The organism is Amedibacillus sp. YH-ame10, assembly GCF_053848885.1.
In genome coordinates this window covers 38,205-54,916 of sequence record NZ_JBSPFA010000018.1, presented here as the reverse complement: position 1 = coordinate 54,916, position 16,712 = coordinate 38,205, and the positions used below count along the sequence as shown (strand labels likewise).

The 16,712-nt window shown below is 32.8% G+C and carries 14 protein-coding genes; 3 read left to right on the top strand and 11 right to left on the bottom strand.

Annotation, left to right across the window (positions count from 1 at the left end; genetic code table 11):
* Positions 1 to 30: 30 nt before the first annotated feature.
* Positions 31 to 1,176 carry a DEAD/DEAH box helicase family protein gene (locus tag ACWG42_RS09170; RefSeq protein WP_455791746.1) on the bottom strand — a complete coding sequence of 382 codons (1,146 nt, stop codon included), beginning with the start codon at positions 1,174 to 1,176 and terminating at the stop codon, positions 31 to 33.
* Positions 1,177 to 1,254: 78 nt separating this feature from the next.
* The gene (locus tag ACWG42_RS09165) at positions 1,255 to 1,968 is read right to left on the bottom strand and encodes an NTP transferase domain-containing protein (protein ID WP_455791744.1); all 714 of its coding nucleotides are present in this window, start codon (positions 1,966 to 1,968) and stop codon (positions 1,255 to 1,257) included.
* Positions 1,969 to 2,251: 283 nt separating this feature from the next.
* Between ACWG42_RS09165 and phnW the strand changes: the two genes are divergently transcribed.
* Genes phnW through aepX form a run of 3 tightly spaced genes read left to right on the top strand, consistent with a single transcriptional unit; the run spans position 2,252 to position 5,767 of the window.
* The gene (gene phnW, locus ACWG42_RS09160) at positions 2,252 to 3,340 is read left to right on the top strand and encodes a 2-aminoethylphosphonate--pyruvate transaminase (RefSeq protein ID WP_455791743.1); all 1,089 of its coding nucleotides are present in this window, start codon (positions 2,252 to 2,254) and stop codon (positions 3,338 to 3,340) included.
* The gene (gene aepY, locus ACWG42_RS09155; RefSeq protein WP_455791741.1) at positions 3,337 to 4,470 is read left to right on the top strand and encodes a phosphonopyruvate decarboxylase; all 1,134 of its coding nucleotides are present in this window, start codon (positions 3,337 to 3,339) and stop codon (positions 4,468 to 4,470) included. Before phnW ends, aepY begins: the two co-directional genes overlap by 4 nt.
* A gap of 1 nt (position 4,471) precedes the next feature.
* Complete coding sequence (aepX, locus tag ACWG42_RS09150; RefSeq protein ID WP_455791739.1) at positions 4,472 to 5,767, top strand: phosphoenolpyruvate mutase; 1,296 nt, start codon at positions 4,472 to 4,474, stop codon at positions 5,765 to 5,767.
* 42 nt (positions 5,768 to 5,809) lie between these two features.
* Here aepX and ACWG42_RS09145 read toward each other — a convergent pair whose 3' ends face one another.
* The 9 genes from ACWG42_RS09145 to ACWG42_RS09105 all read right to left on the bottom strand — a co-directional run bounded on the left by ACWG42_RS09145 (position 5,810) and on the right by ACWG42_RS09105 (position 16,712).
* On the bottom strand, positions 5,810 to 6,718 hold the full coding sequence (locus ACWG42_RS09145) for a sugar phosphate nucleotidyltransferase (RefSeq protein WP_455791737.1): 909 nt from the start codon (positions 6,716 to 6,718) through the stop codon (positions 5,810 to 5,812).
* A 32-nt stretch (positions 6,719 to 6,750) separates the two neighbouring features.
* Entirely contained in the window at positions 6,751 to 8,187 is a 1,437-nt protein-coding gene (locus tag ACWG42_RS09140) for an ABC transporter permease subunit (protein ID WP_455791735.1), read from the bottom strand.
* 133 nt (positions 8,188 to 8,320) lie between these two features.
* Positions 8,321 to 9,109, bottom strand: a complete 789-nt coding sequence (locus ACWG42_RS09135; RefSeq protein WP_455791734.1) for an ABC transporter ATP-binding protein — start codon at positions 9,107 to 9,109, stop codon at positions 8,321 to 8,323.
* Entirely contained in the window at positions 9,097 to 10,083 is a 987-nt protein-coding gene (locus ACWG42_RS09130) for an extracellular solute-binding protein (protein WP_455791733.1), read from the bottom strand. The genes ACWG42_RS09135 and ACWG42_RS09130 overlap by 13 nt, the downstream gene beginning before the upstream one ends.
* A gap of 189 nt (positions 10,084 to 10,272) precedes the next feature.
* Entirely contained in the window at positions 10,273 to 10,971 is a 699-nt protein-coding gene (locus ACWG42_RS09125; RefSeq protein ID WP_455791731.1) for a CatB-related O-acetyltransferase, read from the bottom strand.
* 78 nt (positions 10,972 to 11,049) lie between these two features.
* Positions 11,050 to 12,624, bottom strand: a complete 1,575-nt coding sequence (locus tag ACWG42_RS09120; protein WP_455791730.1) for an LCP family glycopolymer transferase — start codon at positions 12,622 to 12,624, stop codon at positions 11,050 to 11,052.
* Between the two features lie 171 nt (positions 12,625 to 12,795).
* A complete protein-coding gene (locus ACWG42_RS09115) occupies positions 12,796 to 14,319 on the bottom strand; it encodes a lipopolysaccharide biosynthesis protein (RefSeq protein ID WP_455791728.1) in 1,524 nt (507 codons plus the stop codon).
* A 4-nt stretch (positions 14,320 to 14,323) separates the two neighbouring features.
* A complete protein-coding gene (locus tag ACWG42_RS09110; RefSeq protein ID WP_455791726.1) occupies positions 14,324 to 15,202 on the bottom strand; it encodes a glycosyltransferase family 2 protein in 879 nt (292 codons plus the stop codon).
* The gene (locus ACWG42_RS09105) at positions 15,189 to 16,712 is read right to left on the bottom strand and encodes an O-antigen polysaccharide polymerase Wzy family protein (RefSeq protein WP_455791724.1); all 1,524 of its coding nucleotides are present in this window, start codon (positions 16,710 to 16,712) and stop codon (positions 15,189 to 15,191) included. Before ACWG42_RS09105 ends, ACWG42_RS09110 begins: the two co-directional genes overlap by 14 nt.

Genomic DNA, 16,712 nt, shown 5'->3' with positions numbered 1-16,712 from the left:
CATAATCTACAATATTCCTCTTTCACGCATTCACCTTCTGTTCATCATTTGAATTGCTCTTTCACATCGTAAAATATCGTTCGTTTTCTTTGTGCATAAAAATATACCTTTACCAGTAGGCATTTCAATATTCCTTCCAACACGTCCGATAATTTGAGTTAGACTTGCTTCATTAAAAACCACATGATCTGCTTGCAGTACAATAATGTAAATGCCTTTGATGGTAATTCCTCTCTCTAATATGGTTGTCGTAATTAGGCATTCATATTTTTTCTCATGAAACGCTCGTACAATGTCCTCCTTATTCTCACTCTTCGATGTAAATGAAACACATCGAAAAAGTGGTCTTAATGCTACACTTAGTTTTCGTGCTAAAGCGATAGTAGGTACAAACACTAACGTTTGAATGTGTTCTTTCCTTTGTTTAAACAAGAACTTAACCAGATATAAAAACTGAAGACTCTTTGGTCTTGTAAGTATTTGTGGCTCTATCAATGGATACCCATGTGGTCTTTGAAACAATTCCACCATCTGTAAGTTTCCTTCTTCAACATCCTTTAGCATCTCTTCATCTGGTGTAGCGGTAAGGTATACGATCTCTCCAGTTGAGGCATGCATCGCGATTTGTTTTAAGATATCATTGCCTCTATATGGAAAGGCATCCACCTCATCCATAATAAGCAAATCAAAGGTTTGATGATAGCGATAGAGTTGATGCATCGTACATACAATGATATCTCCATCACATACATCCGTGTAGCCTTCACATACCGCAATGACATTTAAACCTTTAAAAGCCTTTTGCATTCTTTCTTTTATTTCCAAAACAACTTGTCTTCTTGATATCGCAAATCCGACTTTTTTCCCTTCGTTCAAATACTTCTTCATCACCTCCATAACCATCTCTGTTTTGCCAGCGCCACAAACTGCGTATGCCAATACGGACTGATGATGTGAAGTATGATAACAAATTGCTTCCGATGCCACTTGTTGTTTTGGCGTTAACCCATAGTCTAAGTCATATGTACAACTATGCTTCTTTCTTTCATAAACACCCCGTTTGGGAACCTCATTTACATTCATCCTTCCAAATCCAATGCATTTTCTACAATACCAAACAGACTGATCTTTATAAAAAAATCTATGTTCGCTATTGCCACAACGTAAACAACGCACAATATCACCTCCTACTATTTATATACGAGAAAAAGTTATAAAATTCCTAAAAAAAATACAGAAATTTAATTCTGCATTTTATCGTTCTTTCCAAAACTCATCATATATGTAACAAGCATCAAAATAATCACGCATTAAATTTACATCTCTAGCGTATTTTCGATCAAGTTGATGTGCTTCTATAGGTATTTTTTTTGAAAGGTTAAGTATTTCTTCTTCCCATTCACGGTGGTGATATCTTTTCATCTTTTCACTAATGTTTTCTTTAAAATATTCCTTTAAATGAACAGCGTCCTCTTTTGTCCAATAGGAAATACCTAACATTGTAGTAACTGCATCTGGTCCAGCATACTTGTAAAAGTTTGTTATAACTCTAGATTTATTCACTTCCGGATGAAGCAAAGGAATCCCACGTGATTCTTTCAATATTGTATAGAAAAACGAATTATTATCTTTTTGTTTGAATATATTTTTAAAAATCGCAACATCTCCATGAATGATGAACGTATCGCCAACTTCGTCCAACACCAATTCCAACGAATGTAAATTGTTGTTCATGGAGTATTTTTTATTATGCACTAATTTGACTTTATACTTCTCCTTAAGCGGAAGAAATAAATCTTTCATATGTCCTGTAACTATTGTAATATCACTTATTTGTGCTTCGTGCAAATATAGAATCAATCGTTCTATCATTGGAACCCTACCAATTGGTAAAAATGCTTTATGCCCTTGTAAAGCCACTTCGCGCATTCTCAAGCCAACTCCCGCCGCTAAGATAATTGCATTCATGTTGTATTTCCCTCTTTCTTCCCAGCCCTTTTCTATTTTAATACAAGATATTTGAAATTACAACAAAACTGTTGAATAGAAACTGAAGACATAATTTGTTTCATATCACTACGAGTATATAAGCAATTAAAACAAAATATATAAATAAATGCTTGATTTTGTTTATATAAAGGAATATAATGCAACATATTGAACAAATCAACATCAATTTAACAACTCTATCGTTCAATTTATGAATCAAATGATACAAAACGCAACATTTCTTATAATCAGGAGGAAACTTATGAAACAACGTGTATTACTAACACCAGGTCCACTTACCACATCTACTAGAGTAAAACAAGCCATGCAAGTAGATGCGGGTACAAGAGACAAAGACTATCAAGATATCGTTCAAAACATCCGTCATTCTCTATTACAGCTAGCTCATGCGAAGGAAGATAACTACAGTTGTGTACTTTTACAAGGTTCTGGAACCTATGGTGTAGAGAGTGTCCTTACAAGTACTATTCGTAATGATCAAAAACTTTTGATTCTTGCGAATGGATCCTATGGACAACGTATGGAACAAATTTGTAAAAAGGCAAACGTACCATATGTATTAAAATCTTTTTCTATGATTGAAGCACTTCCAATAACAGATATAGAAAAAGAAATAGCGCGAGAAGATATCACACATGTCGCTTATATACACTGCGAAACAACGGCAGGAGTACTAAATGATATAAAAGCAATTCAAGCACTCATTCTCAAACATGGCAAAATTAGCATTGTGGATGCTATGAGTAGCTTTGCAAGTGTTGAAATATCCATAGAGGAACTTGGAATTGATTATCTAATCACTAGTTCTAATAAGTGTATGCATGGGGTTCCTGGAATCGTCATCGTATTTGCGAGAAGAGAATTATTAGATACATGTAAAAACATTAGTCATAGTCTTTCTTTGGATTTATATGCGCAGTATTATGATATGGAAACTTCACCCGGATCTTTTCGTTTTACATCTCCAACGCATGTTATCTTAGCCCTACAAGAAGCAATCTTAGAGCTAGAAGAAGCTGGTGGAATTGTGAGTCGTTCAAAACGATATTATCACATTCAAAAAGAAATATATGACGCCATGTCTATGCATGGGTTTGATATATTGGTGGATAGATCCATACAGTCTCCTGTTATTACCACCTACTTAAATCCACAGGGATTTGATTTCGATGATTTTTATGCGTATTTCAAAGAACATGGATTCCTACTATATAGTGGAAAACTTCCTGGCATCGATGCATTTCGTATAGGAAATATTGGTCACATTATGGATGAAGATATCGTACGCTTTAAACAACTATTGGACAATTACAAGGGGTATGCAAAATGAATGTTGAAAAATTTATAAAAAATGTAAAAAATCTTGGAATAGAAGACTTTATTGGTGTTCCAGATTCTACACTCAAGAGTTTTTGTGATTATTTGAATTTACATGTTTCCAATGAGCATCACTTTGTGCCTGTAAATGAGGGTGCTTGTGTAGCACTTGCTGCTGGATTATATTTGGGTGATAAAAAAACAAGTTGCGTTTATATGCAAAATAGTGGAATTGGAAATGCTATTAACCCAATCGCTAGCTTAATAAATGAAAAGGTATATGATATTCCAATGCTATTTATCATCGGCTATCGAGGTGAACCAGGGATCAAAGATGAACCTCAACATAAGTTTCAAGGAGAAATCACAGAACCTTTGATGGAATGTCTAGAAATCCCTCATGCTTGCATTAGCAAAGAAACCACAGAGGAAGAAATGAACGTGATTTTGAAACAAGCGAAATCACAGTTAGACGCAAACAAACAATATGCAATTATAGTGAAAAAGGATACCTTTGATAAAGCAGAAGCTTTTCATTTTGAAAATCCTTATCCATATAACAGAGAACAAGCAATCAAAGATATTCTTACTTTTACAAATGAAGAAGATATTGTTGTTTCTACTACAGGTAAAATATCTCGCGAAGTATATGAACAATGCGATGCATTATTTGGAAATCATGAACGTACATTTTTAACCGTTGGATCCATGGGACATGCAAGTATGATTGCGTTAGGAATCGCAATGAAGAATACAGAACGCAAAGTATATTGTTTAGATGGAGATGGAGCAGCATTGATGCATATGGGCTCTATGGCGTTCCTTGCGAATCAACCATGTACAAACCTTATTCATGTTACATTGAACAATGAAGCACATGAATCTGTGGGAGGCATGCCTACCAATTGTCAACATGTATCTTTTGCGAAGATTGCACAAGCATGTGGATATAGAAGTGCAAGTTCTGTTACAAATTTAGATGAATTAACAAACACACTATCTAAATGTGTAAACGTTGATGGACCTCACTATATTGAAGTACAGGTTGCATTAGGCGCTAGAGATGATTTAGGACGTCCAAAAGAAACTGCAGTTGAGAATAAAATAAACTTTATGAATCATATAACGAAATGGAGAAATTAAAATGAAAAAAGTATATGCATGTATGAGTACCGATATTATTCATGAAGGTCATTTGAATATTATTAAAGAAGCACAGAAATATGGGGCATTAACTGTTGGGATTTTAACAGATGAAGCAATGGTTAAATTCGATCGTTTCCCTACTATATCACAAGAAGAACGAGTTGAACTAATCAAAAGTTTGGATGGAGTAGCTGAAGTGGTCTTACAAGATAGTGTATCTTATACGTCTAATCTGCGTAAGCTTAAACCGGACTATGTTATTCATGGTGATAACTGGAAGGATAACCAACAACACATTATTCGTGAAAATGTAATTAAGACACTGAATGAATGGGGGGGAGAGTTAATTGAAATACCGTACACAAGAAGTGAATCCGTACTTCATACGGATAAAGTCATGCGTGATAAACTATCTATGCCTGAATTCAGAAGAAAACGTCTAAAACAATTATTAAAAATGCGTCCAATCGTGAAGACACTAGAAGTACACAGCGGTATCACTGCATTGATTGCGGAAAAAACAGTTGTTGAACGCGGGGATGAACTTGATCAATATGATGCTATGTGGATTAGTAGTCTTTGTGATTCAACCGCAAAAGGAAAACCCGATATAGAACTTGTGGATATGTCTTCTAGAATGCGCACAATTGATGATGTAATGGACGTTTCTACAAAGCCGATTATATTAGATGGTGATACTGGTGGTTTGATTGAACACTTCGTATACAATGTACGTACTTTAGAAAGAATGGGAGTTTCAGCTGTAATTATTGAAGATAAAACTGGGCTTAAGAAAAACTCTTTATTTGGAAATGATGTAGAGCAAACACAGGATACTATTGAAAACTTCTCTGAAAAAATCAAAGCAGGTAAAAATGTACAATTAAGTGATGACTTTATGATCATTGCACGTATTGAAAGCTTGATTCTTGATAAAGGCATGCAAGATGCATTAGATAGAGCATTTGCTTATGTTGATGCTGGTGCAGATGGCATTATGATTCATTCTCGCAAAAAAGATCCAGCAGAAATCTTTGAATTCTGTGATAAGTTCCGCGCACAAGATAAAGATACTCCTATCGTTGTAGTACCTACTTCTTATAACACCGTTAGTGAAGAGGAACTTGCACAACATGGTGTGAATGTCGTAATCTATGCCAACCAACTTACCAGAAGTGCTTTCCCTGCTATGCAGGATACAGCAGTAAACATCCTTAAAAATCATAGAGCAAAAGAAGTCGATGATACATTGATGTCAATAAAAGATATTATAACATTAATTGATGAATTATAAAAAGAGGAAGGGTTTCGTAATGAAGTCCTTCCTTTTCTATTCTTAAACGTTATAAATTGGATCTATTTGTTTCAATTCATTATAGGTATCAATTTCTATAATTTCATCTTTTTGTACTGGACGCACTAGAACTTGGTAATGATCGATACACTCTCTAAGCGCAACTTCATCCCAATATTTTTCTCTACCTCCTGGCATATGGAAGACTGCATCTATATCTGCAGAAAGCTTTTGAGCATCTTCACTCGTCCAATAAGATATACCGAACATATGATGAACGTTGTTTCCGCCAACCTTCACTTTCGTAATGATTCCTTTTTTCGTTTCAAAACACCAATCATCCGTTACGTCTACTTTCATTCCCATATAGTTTGATGCATATTCATATTTTCTAACTAATTCTGGATTGTATAATACAAGATCAGATTCTAAGACATATGCATTTGCTAGAATATCTTTTGCGACATAGGCACTCGAAATATTATTCGCTTCGTTATAGATTGGATTTTCAAGAAATTTAATCATTGGATATTTCTTTAAAAGCACATCAAACTGTTCTCCTAAGTATCCTCGTACAATCGTAATGTCATTGATTCCTGCCGCAAGAACTGCATCTAACAAAGTTTCAATGATTCGTTTACCATGAACCATAATCAATGGTTTAGGCGTATTTAAAGTGACAGGAACCATTCGACTACCAAAACCAGCTGCCATAAAGACGGCTTTCTTAACACGATGTGGTTCTAACCATTCATATCCTTTTAAAGTTACATCATAATGGCTATTCCCTAATGGACGAATCAATTCCAATTCTGTAAGCTCAGCAATTGTCTTATTGATTATCCCCAAAGATACATCAAGCTTAGTCGCTAGTGTTCTTTGTGAATGTTTTTGATCTTGGTGTCGTTCAATTCTTGTCAAAATTTCAAACTGTGTCAATGTTAAATTCATAGTTAATCTCCTCTTTATTATGCCATTTTATATTAGCTTATTTTTTTAATATATCTCTTAAATACATAAATCAATAATTTCAAAATTCCATTTACAACTAATATTATAACAGAAATAAATGCTGTTGCTTCAATCAAAGATTGAGAATCGAATTGAGGAATCATCAATGCAAGTGGCATATTTCTAAAATTTGCTAAGAATGATACTGCAGATATGGTTACCATAGAGTTTACAAAGAGGTATGAAAACATTTCAATAATAGTCTCTCTTGTACAAGGAATATAAATATCTTTCAACATATGCATTTTACTAATTCCCATACTCATGGATACATCTTCCAAATTTTCGTTGAATTTCTGTAAAGAGTTATAAGCTAATAAATATGGAGAGGCAAAGAAATGAATAGTATTTACCAGAATCAAAATCATTATTGTTCCATATATAAGACTTCCCTTAAAGAAAATAACATAACATAAACCTAATACTACTCCAGGAATTGCTAAAGATACCATAGCAATTAGATGTAGTGTCATCGTTGTGAAGGTTCGTTTAGAACGTGCGGTCATGTATGCCGTGAAATAAATAAAGCATACTCCTACAAGAGCAGTAACTAATGCAATTGCTAAGGAGTTCTTTAGATACATGCCTACACCCAAATGAAATGCATCCGCAATATTTGAAAGAGAAAAGCTCATATCAATTGGGTATTGTTTGACAAAGGATAAAAACACAAACGCAAAGATTGGCAAAGAAACCAGAAATACAATCAATCCGCAAAATGCATAGCAGAAACTATCCCTCTTCTTATTTTTAGCTATAAGATATGGTCTTGTAACTGTACTCGTATTACCTTTGTTATCATTTTTAAAATCTATGATGAATGCAATAAATGCAGGAATCAATAAAATCACACCTATAATTGCACCTTTAGAAAAATCTAAAAGTCCAATTACTTCACGATACATGTATACAGGGAGTGTCATAATTTTACCCCCGACAACAAGTGGCACACCATAATCTGTAAATATCATTGTGAATACCGCAAATATTACAGAGATTAAAGCACCTTTCATATTTGGTAGGGTAATAGACAGAAGTTGTTGTCGTTTACTAAGACCTAACACTTGTGCTGCTTCATATGTGGTGTAATCTTCATACTTAAAGATATCTGTTAACATCAAGAATGCCACAGGAAAGGAATACAGAATAGATCCAATAATAATGCCTGGAAATCCATACAATCCAATATTAACACCTAAAAAATTGGTAATAATTCCGTTGTCTCCAAACAATAACACAAGACCCATCCCATGTGAAATAGAAGGTATCAACATAGGAAGTGTGAAAAGCATGGAAAAAACAGATTTGTAACGTATATTACTGCGATTGATACTCCAAGCAAGCACAAATGCCAGTAATACTGATAGTATAGTTGAAATGCTTGTTGCCAACAAAGAATTTCCTATCATGGGCGAGAATTGAGGTGATGTAATAACTTTTTGAATATCATTCGTATTTATATTTAGCAATAAAGTTATAAGGGGGAATACCACACTTACTAAAAGGAATACTATGATTAATATTTTTATTCCATTGAATGTTCTATTTTTCATAGGAATCCTTTCCAGTACATTTTAATAAGGATTCAAACTTTTGATCAAGATGTGCAATTACAAAATCTTTGATGTACTGATTTGCTGGATGATCATAAATATTCTTAGGAGTGTCTAATTGTTCAATATTACCTTCACTCATTACCATAATACGATCAGATAAATAGAAAGCTTCTTCTTGTTCATGAGTGATAAAAATCATCGTGGAATTAAATTTTCTTTGAATCTCTTTTAACTCTCTTTTCATAATTTCACGATTGGTAACATCTAATGCAGAAATCGGTTCATCTAGTAATATAACCTTTGGGTTTAACGCAAGTGTGCGAGCTATCGCAACACGTTGTTGTTGCCCACCTGATAATTGACTTGGTTTTTTATCTTTATGTTCCATCATTCCAATCTGTTCTAATGTAGAAGTCGCGATTTCCTGACTTCTATTTTTTAATTTCTTATTTAGTTTGAGTGCATATTCTACATTTTCAAAAACAGTCATGTTTGGAAATAGTGCATAGTTTTGGAAAATAATTCCCATATCTCTTTCATTGGGTTTTAATTTTGAAATATCTTTTCCATTCAGTAGAATCTCACCACCACTTTGTAACTCTAATCCAATCAATATACGAAGTAATGTTGTTTTTCCACAACCGCTTGGTCCTAGAACACTTAAAAATTCTCCATCTTTCACATCAAAAGAAATATGCTTTAATACATCTTTACCTTCATAATTTTTATATAGCTGTCGCACGGACAGTTTAATTTCTTGATTTAATATTTCCATAATGCTAACAACCTTTCTTTTTCATTAATATCTTGAATTCCATTCATATCTGCATAGTGAATATTTGTAGGATAATTTTGAATATTATTATGTTGTTTCACTATTACTTGTTCTGGAGAGAAATTCTCTTTATCGTAGATGAAAAAGTCGTTTGCGATGAAATCAAAGATTTCATTCACTTTCTTCGTATTTTTATCTTTGATAATTGCTGTCCCAGTTAGAGAGAATGGAGATCCTTGTGGAGGATAAACAATTTCAAATGGTGATCCATTGTTTATTTCTTCCATTGCTTGAAAGGTTAAGCCTAATCCAATTGCTACCTCTCCTTGGATAAGTAATTTTACTGGCCCTGAGCCTGATTCTGTAAATGATTTTATGTTCTTTTCTAATTTATCGAAGTACGCTAATGCTTTTTTATCACCCATAGAATTTACTAGCGACTTATAAAAGAAGTAGCCTGTACCACTTGTTTTAGGATCTGGCATCGAAATAAGATTTTTGTATTTTTCATCTAATAAATCTTCATATGTTTGAGGTATAGGAAGGTTATTCTTTTTAAGAACTTCTTTATTTATGATAAACGTCCCTGCTTGGCGTTCCCATGTAATATATTTATTATCATGCATTCCCATCTTTAAATCAGGCAAATAATTCTGTTCTTTGTAACCACTTAAATCCTGTAGACTATCCTTAACTTTTTCTAGATAGGATGTTTCTAGACCTACTACGATATCTGCATCAACATCTTCTTTTTCTACTTTGATTTTCGCAGCTGCTTTGGCGGTGGATACATACATCACCAAAATATCCTCATCTGGAAACTTTGCACTTAATTGTTTTTGGAGTTCTTCTGTACGGTATTGTTCCATAGAAGAATAGATAATAATGCTTCCTTGTTCTGATTTTATCACACTACTCAATAGTATCATAGCGAACGTACATAAGATTAAAAATGCTTTTTTCAATTTGATCACAACCTTATCATATATATTTAATGCAATTGTATGGATTTATACAATAAGCATAGTATTAAGCATTAAATATAATAACACATTTCATTACAAAATCATATAAAACGTTCAAAATATGAACGTTTTACAGACAACAAATGCATTATTTAGTTCAAAAAAAGGACCCTTTCCGAGTCCTTGCTATGAATATCATTACCCTTTAGAAAATGTTTTATAAATTTCTATACAGTTTAAATAACTATTTATATCATTAAGTTCATTCAAGTGTCCTTTGAAAAAATCCTCGCTCCAATTCCAAAAAGTATACTTTTCATTTTCGTTTAGCTTTTCAATAATTTCTTTGTCAAAACGATACCCCATGACCTTAGCAGGTATCCCTCCAACTATAGAATATGCTGGAACGTCTTTGTTAACCATTGCTTCGCCAGCAATCACCGCACCATTGCCGACAGTTATCCCTCTCTTCAAAGTAGCGCGTGCCCCAATCCAAACATCAGATCCTATAATTGTTTCAACATCATCATCCATAAGCCCTAAGCGCTCACCAGAGAATTCCACATCTAACAATTTGCTATAATAGGGATTAAAAAGAATTGGGTGTGTTGTTACACTATGAACATTATGATTACCTAGCCCAATGACTACTCCAGGAGCGATTGAACAAAACTTTCCAATTCTAGTATTTGGCTCTATGATTACTTCTAATTGATTTGCATTAAAATAATTAAAATCTCCAATTGTAACATTTCTATCTATGTAACATTTTTCTCCAAAAATACAATACCTTCCAATTTTAAAGTCTTTAGAAATATGTCTAGACTCCAATTTAGATTTTTGTTTTCTTGCAACTCTCTTTTGTACAATGTACTTGATATATGATTTCACTTCCATAATTTCACCATTCCTTTTTTCGAACAAGTTTTTATTAAAAACGCAAAACATATGATTATATTTTGCGTTCTCTTCTATTTAATCTGCTAATTCCACGTCGCTTCTTTCACCTAAATCATTTCTGTCTTTGTAGAAATTGGTATCTATGACTTCTTCATCAACGAAATTGGTTTCTTTATATTTCTTGATTGCCGCAGTAATATCTTCACCCTTAGTTACCATGTCGATAATTTTTTTAGCTTCTTTAACTGATTTTACATTAGGGTCTAATACAAATGAATTAAATCCATTTGCTGCAGAGAATTTCTCAGCATCTTCTCCAGTTACAGCTATGGTAGAAATTGTCCAACTAGGCATATCACTAATTTGCATTTTCACTAACGCATTAATTTCATTTCTTCCCATGTTTGTTTGGAAGGAATCGCTTAATGCATCAATTAAACCAGCGTAACGCACAATAATTGATGGTGATGTAACCTTGTTTATAACACCCGCCAAAACTCTTGACTGATTTTGTATTCGAATTGCATCCGATGATAAAAAGGATTGTCTCTCTCTTGCATAACTTAATGCTTGTTGAGCATTTAATTTCAATTTTCCTACTGCAAAGTGATAATTTCCCTCTCCACCTGTAAATTCGATTGGATTATCTACTTCGATATCACCAATAGCAGTAAGTATATTTGTTACTCCTGAATAATTTACTTTTAAATAATAATTGATTGGAACATCGAAATAATTTTCGACCGATGATACTGTACAATCTACTCCAAAAATTCCAGTATGTGTCAACTTATCACTTTCGTTTGCTTGACAGGATTGCGGAATATAGTAATCTCTTGGAATGTTTGTCATTAAAACTTGGTTTGTTTTAGGATTAACTGTAACAATCATATTTACATCTGAACGCCCACTTGTATCTACAGTACCATAGGTGTCAATACCAGATATGTATACATTGAAAGGTTCTTCTGTTACAGCAACAGATTTTTCGTTTTCTTCCTCTTCCTTCTCATAAGATTTTGTCCATACTACTTTTGTGTTATCTGTAAAATCTGAAACTGCATCGGTAAATAAACTACGCATATTTTCTTCTAAAATAATTGCATCGATTTTTCCATCATACAAATTTTGAACTAATGTTTGAATCGATTTTTCAGACTTTGGCACAATATCTTTACCCGTTTCATATTGCACATCTGCTAATGCTTTTACAATATACTGCTGTGTACCACTTTGAGATCTTCCAAAATCTGATTTTGCCAAATCCTTTAAATCAGATGCCTTGCTATCTTTGTTAACTACAACAGATATGGTAATCATATTTTTATTATTTGCAATCCTATTTAATCCATTATTGGTTTTGAAAATATAGAAATTCACAAAACATAAAATCACGCTTAAAATCAGAATAATTACTCTTCCAAGTAACATAGTGGCTCTTGCCATCCTACGTTTTAACTGTATGTACATTAAACCACTTGCAATCAATAACAAGATTATAATCAATGGAATTAAATATTTTATTGGTAATATGTCAAATATTAATATTTGTACGATTAATAATATAGATAGAAGTAAATATAGAAAACTAAATCCGATACTATAGTAACGTGACCTTTGTTTTTTCTTCCTTATCTTCTCATTTTTCATTCTGTCAGATGTATATTTCATTCCCATTATTCTCACATGACTATCTTTTAAAACAGCCATTCTCCTTCCATATAAAACAAACATATTGCTATATACTATAACAGTATATACGTTTAGAATACAAATTACAATAGAGCTGTGCCTCCGATTTTATTACAATTTAGACAGTAATTATGCTCTTTTTACAATTCCTAAAACGCGTATCCAAATCTTTTTCATCTCAGTACGATAAAAAACAAAACTCATCATTGAGAACAATACTATAGATAAGCAAAAGATAAACACACCATAAACAAACCACATAAAATAACCTGAGACATCAATCGGTATACATTGTGAAATCAAAATTACGATAATTGAAGTGAAAACACATAATAGTAGTCTCTTACAAGATGGAATGATTGATCTTTTTAAAATTCTACGATTTGAATAAAAAACAATATCTGCTGAACGATATAAGAATGCCAATATTGTTCCAATAATTACACCATTCATCCCCCATATTAGAACCAAAACTATTTCTGTAATAAAACATATTAACATTTCAATTATAGCCCGATTCTTTGTTTCATCATAGTGTCCTATTGCATTAATCAAAGTGGCTCCAGGTGTACGAATGCAATTTAACACTCCCATAACGCATAGCAAAGCCCCTGTCAGTGGACGTATATAATTTGCGTCATCAAATCCAGCGGTGTAGATGGATATAAAAGGTATTATCATCACAAAGGCAGCACTATAAATAGAAAATATCAGAAAATAATATACAAACTCATACATATCATATGTAGAAGTTAATTTCTCTCTACTTTCATTAGCTATGATGTCACCAAATGTAGCAAGTAATGCGGAAGATAACGTTGAAAGTAAAGTATTAATCCCAGTAAAAATAAGTGCGTACACAGAGTAAACACTAGCTTCTGCATAACCTACGAATTTAGAAATTACAACTGTTTGACTTCCAAAAACAATAATTCCCGCAAGCTGATGAATGGTTGCAGCTTTCCTACGTGATGTAGCGCTTCTATCCAAAGGTACGTTTTTATCTAAAAATCTATAATTCTTTTTTACATAAACGTATAATATAAATAAACGTAAAATATATGCACATGAGGCAATCAACTGTACAACCAATACATTTGCACCCAACTTCATCATAATTACTGTTGCAATTAGCATAGCAATTGCACCGATAATCTGAGCAATATTAACTATATAAATTTTTTGATCAGCTTGTAGTAACGTACGGCATTTACCAATAACGAAGAATTCAGAAGCACCTGCAACACATAAAACAAGCACCATGCAGCCTACAAACACTTTATCAATACCACCCCCTGAAAAGAATGGATATATAAATGCTACTAGTACAGATATAACAGAAAATATGATACCCGCTTGCCAAAAAGATTTTGCACTTGCATTAAAAATAGCACTCACTTTTTGATCATCTTTTTGAGATAAAGGTTTATAGAGAGACACTACCGTAGATTCTGCAATACCTGCACCTATCAATTGAACGTAAGAAATGATTTGTTTTATAGTTTGGATAAGTCCATTAACCTTTGATCCAAATGTACTAATAATCAATGGTGGAATTATCAAATTCACCACAGTATTTACCACTTGATAACCTGTGTTAAAGATAACATTTAAAGCTGCTAACTTTGATCTAGAACGTTTGTTTTCTTTCATTACTTCACCTTCTCATCATATATAGCAGTTTACGTAAAATATTGGATACATATAAAATAAACACACTACATTCTAATTCTTTTGCAACCTCTTTAAAAGAACATTGATCCTTTCTAATTCCATAATAATATGAATAAAATCCTAACAACCTTTTTAGTGAAATGTCCGTTTTTGCTATTTCTCTAATAAAAAGAGCATATCCTTTAGGACTATGTTTAACAAGGCGATCTTTTTGATCAGTAAGTCCATTTTCTAAGTACTCACAGACATATAGAGATTCTTTATGCCATCTTAACTTTAACCCAGCACTTGCAATACGATTCCAAACAACTGCTTCCGTCATAAATGTTTCTTTTTCAATAACGGGAAAAGGAAATTGCCTCAAAACATCAGTGTAAAAGACTTCGAATTTATCTCCGTCAATATGTAATTTATCTCGCTCTGTGCTCAATGCATCAACATAATCTTTATCATAAAATGTTCCAACGACATTTGAGTTTTCAAAGGCTTTTTGTGCAGCTACACCTGCAAAATTATTTATATTTTCGATTTCTTTAAACCATTTGATAATTGTCTCTACTGCTTTAGGGACAAGATAATCATCTGAATCTACAATAGCAAATACTTTACCTTTCGCTTCTTTCACACCATAGTTTATCGCAGTATGCTTTCCACCATTTTCTTTTTTAAAAAAAAGTATAGGAAATTCATCCGATTGTAATTCTTTTATAAATGATTCAGTTTCATCAATTGACCCATCATCAACAATCACCCACTCGAAATCTTTAGAAGTTTGTCTACAAAGAGAATTAAATAACACAGATAATTTATCTTTACGATTATATGTAGGCGTAAAAATAGTTACATATTTATTTTCTGGCATACCCTAATCTCCTTTTCTTTACATACGTAATCGCGAAGTAGGTGATTAGTATCAATACTATCGCAATCCAAAATTGAAATGTTATAATATAATTTAGCATTTCCATGGCAGCGCTTCGTGGAATCATAAAAATATTAAGTAGGGTTACAAGCGTACTAATCCTAATAAACCAATTTTTCTTTAAAAACACTGGAATATATCTCAATCCCATACCCAATATAAGTGTATAAAGTACCATTCCTATCATTCCAAAATCTATGTAGGTTTCAATAATAAAGGAGGATCCTCTACCATGACCAAATAAATAATTTTTATTTAACACCAAGTAAGATAAATGATGAGCCATGCTATTGCTTTTTGTAGCCATAGCAACACTATTACCTGACCCTAAATCTTCTGCATTAAATAAAATTTGTGATGCAGTTCCATATTTAATATAATCTACAAACCCACCAAATGTATAACTAATAACCGCTTCGCTGGAACGCAACTCATCTTTGTATTCATATCCTTCTGCAACTGTATCAAAAGATGTTCCTTGCAAGTAAAAGAAATCAACAATGACATTACCATCATTTTTCTTAATACTATCTCCTTCACGTATGTAGCTATACAATCCTAACCCTACAATTGTTAGAGGTAATAAAATAACAATTAAGATTTTCTCAAGCTTCCCTAACCAAACATCTTTACCTACAGCCATATAATCCCTTAAGCAATAATACATAAAGACAAACATCACTTTTACCATCATTGCACTACGTGCTCCGGAGATGAAGCCAGGCATACCACTAATAATATAAAATGCTAAAGGTATAAATGCTTTCCTTTTCGTAGGAAAACAGACAAGGAAACCACATAAGAAATAAGGCATCATTGTAGCAAAAATCCTTATAACAAATGGTGTCGTGTCTACATACTCACTATAAATTTCAGTATAGCCATGCTTCATAGCATAAAGCAATTTTGGTAGTTCTTGATACATCGTAGCAATAAATCCAACTGCAAAAAGGAATAGGCAAATATTCTGCATAATTTTACGGTCTATATGATAGTGTTTTTTTTCTTTCTTTTGCGCCTTGTTCCTTTTGAACACTTTCTTTATGCCACTAACAATCTCGTGTGCGTGACAATATCCTATGTTTAAACATAACAGTACAAGAAATAATGATAATAAAGACATCCATATAGAATAATCTTTGAAATACCACCATTCATTCCCACGAACCATGCTAATTAATGGCCTAGAAATTAAAAATAGAAAAATAGAAAAGTTCATCAAAAAGAATATGCATCGCTCTTTGATATTAGCGAAGAAATACCAAATATTATAAATCAAAAACAGTATAATAGATAATAAAGATATATTATAATTGTCCATCACAAATCCACAAGCAAACACTAGCGACATGATAGATATACATATACATTTCCAAGTAAAGGAATTATGAATAATCATTGCCTCGCGAAAAAAATCATTTATTTTTGAAAATATCTTATGTTTTCGCAT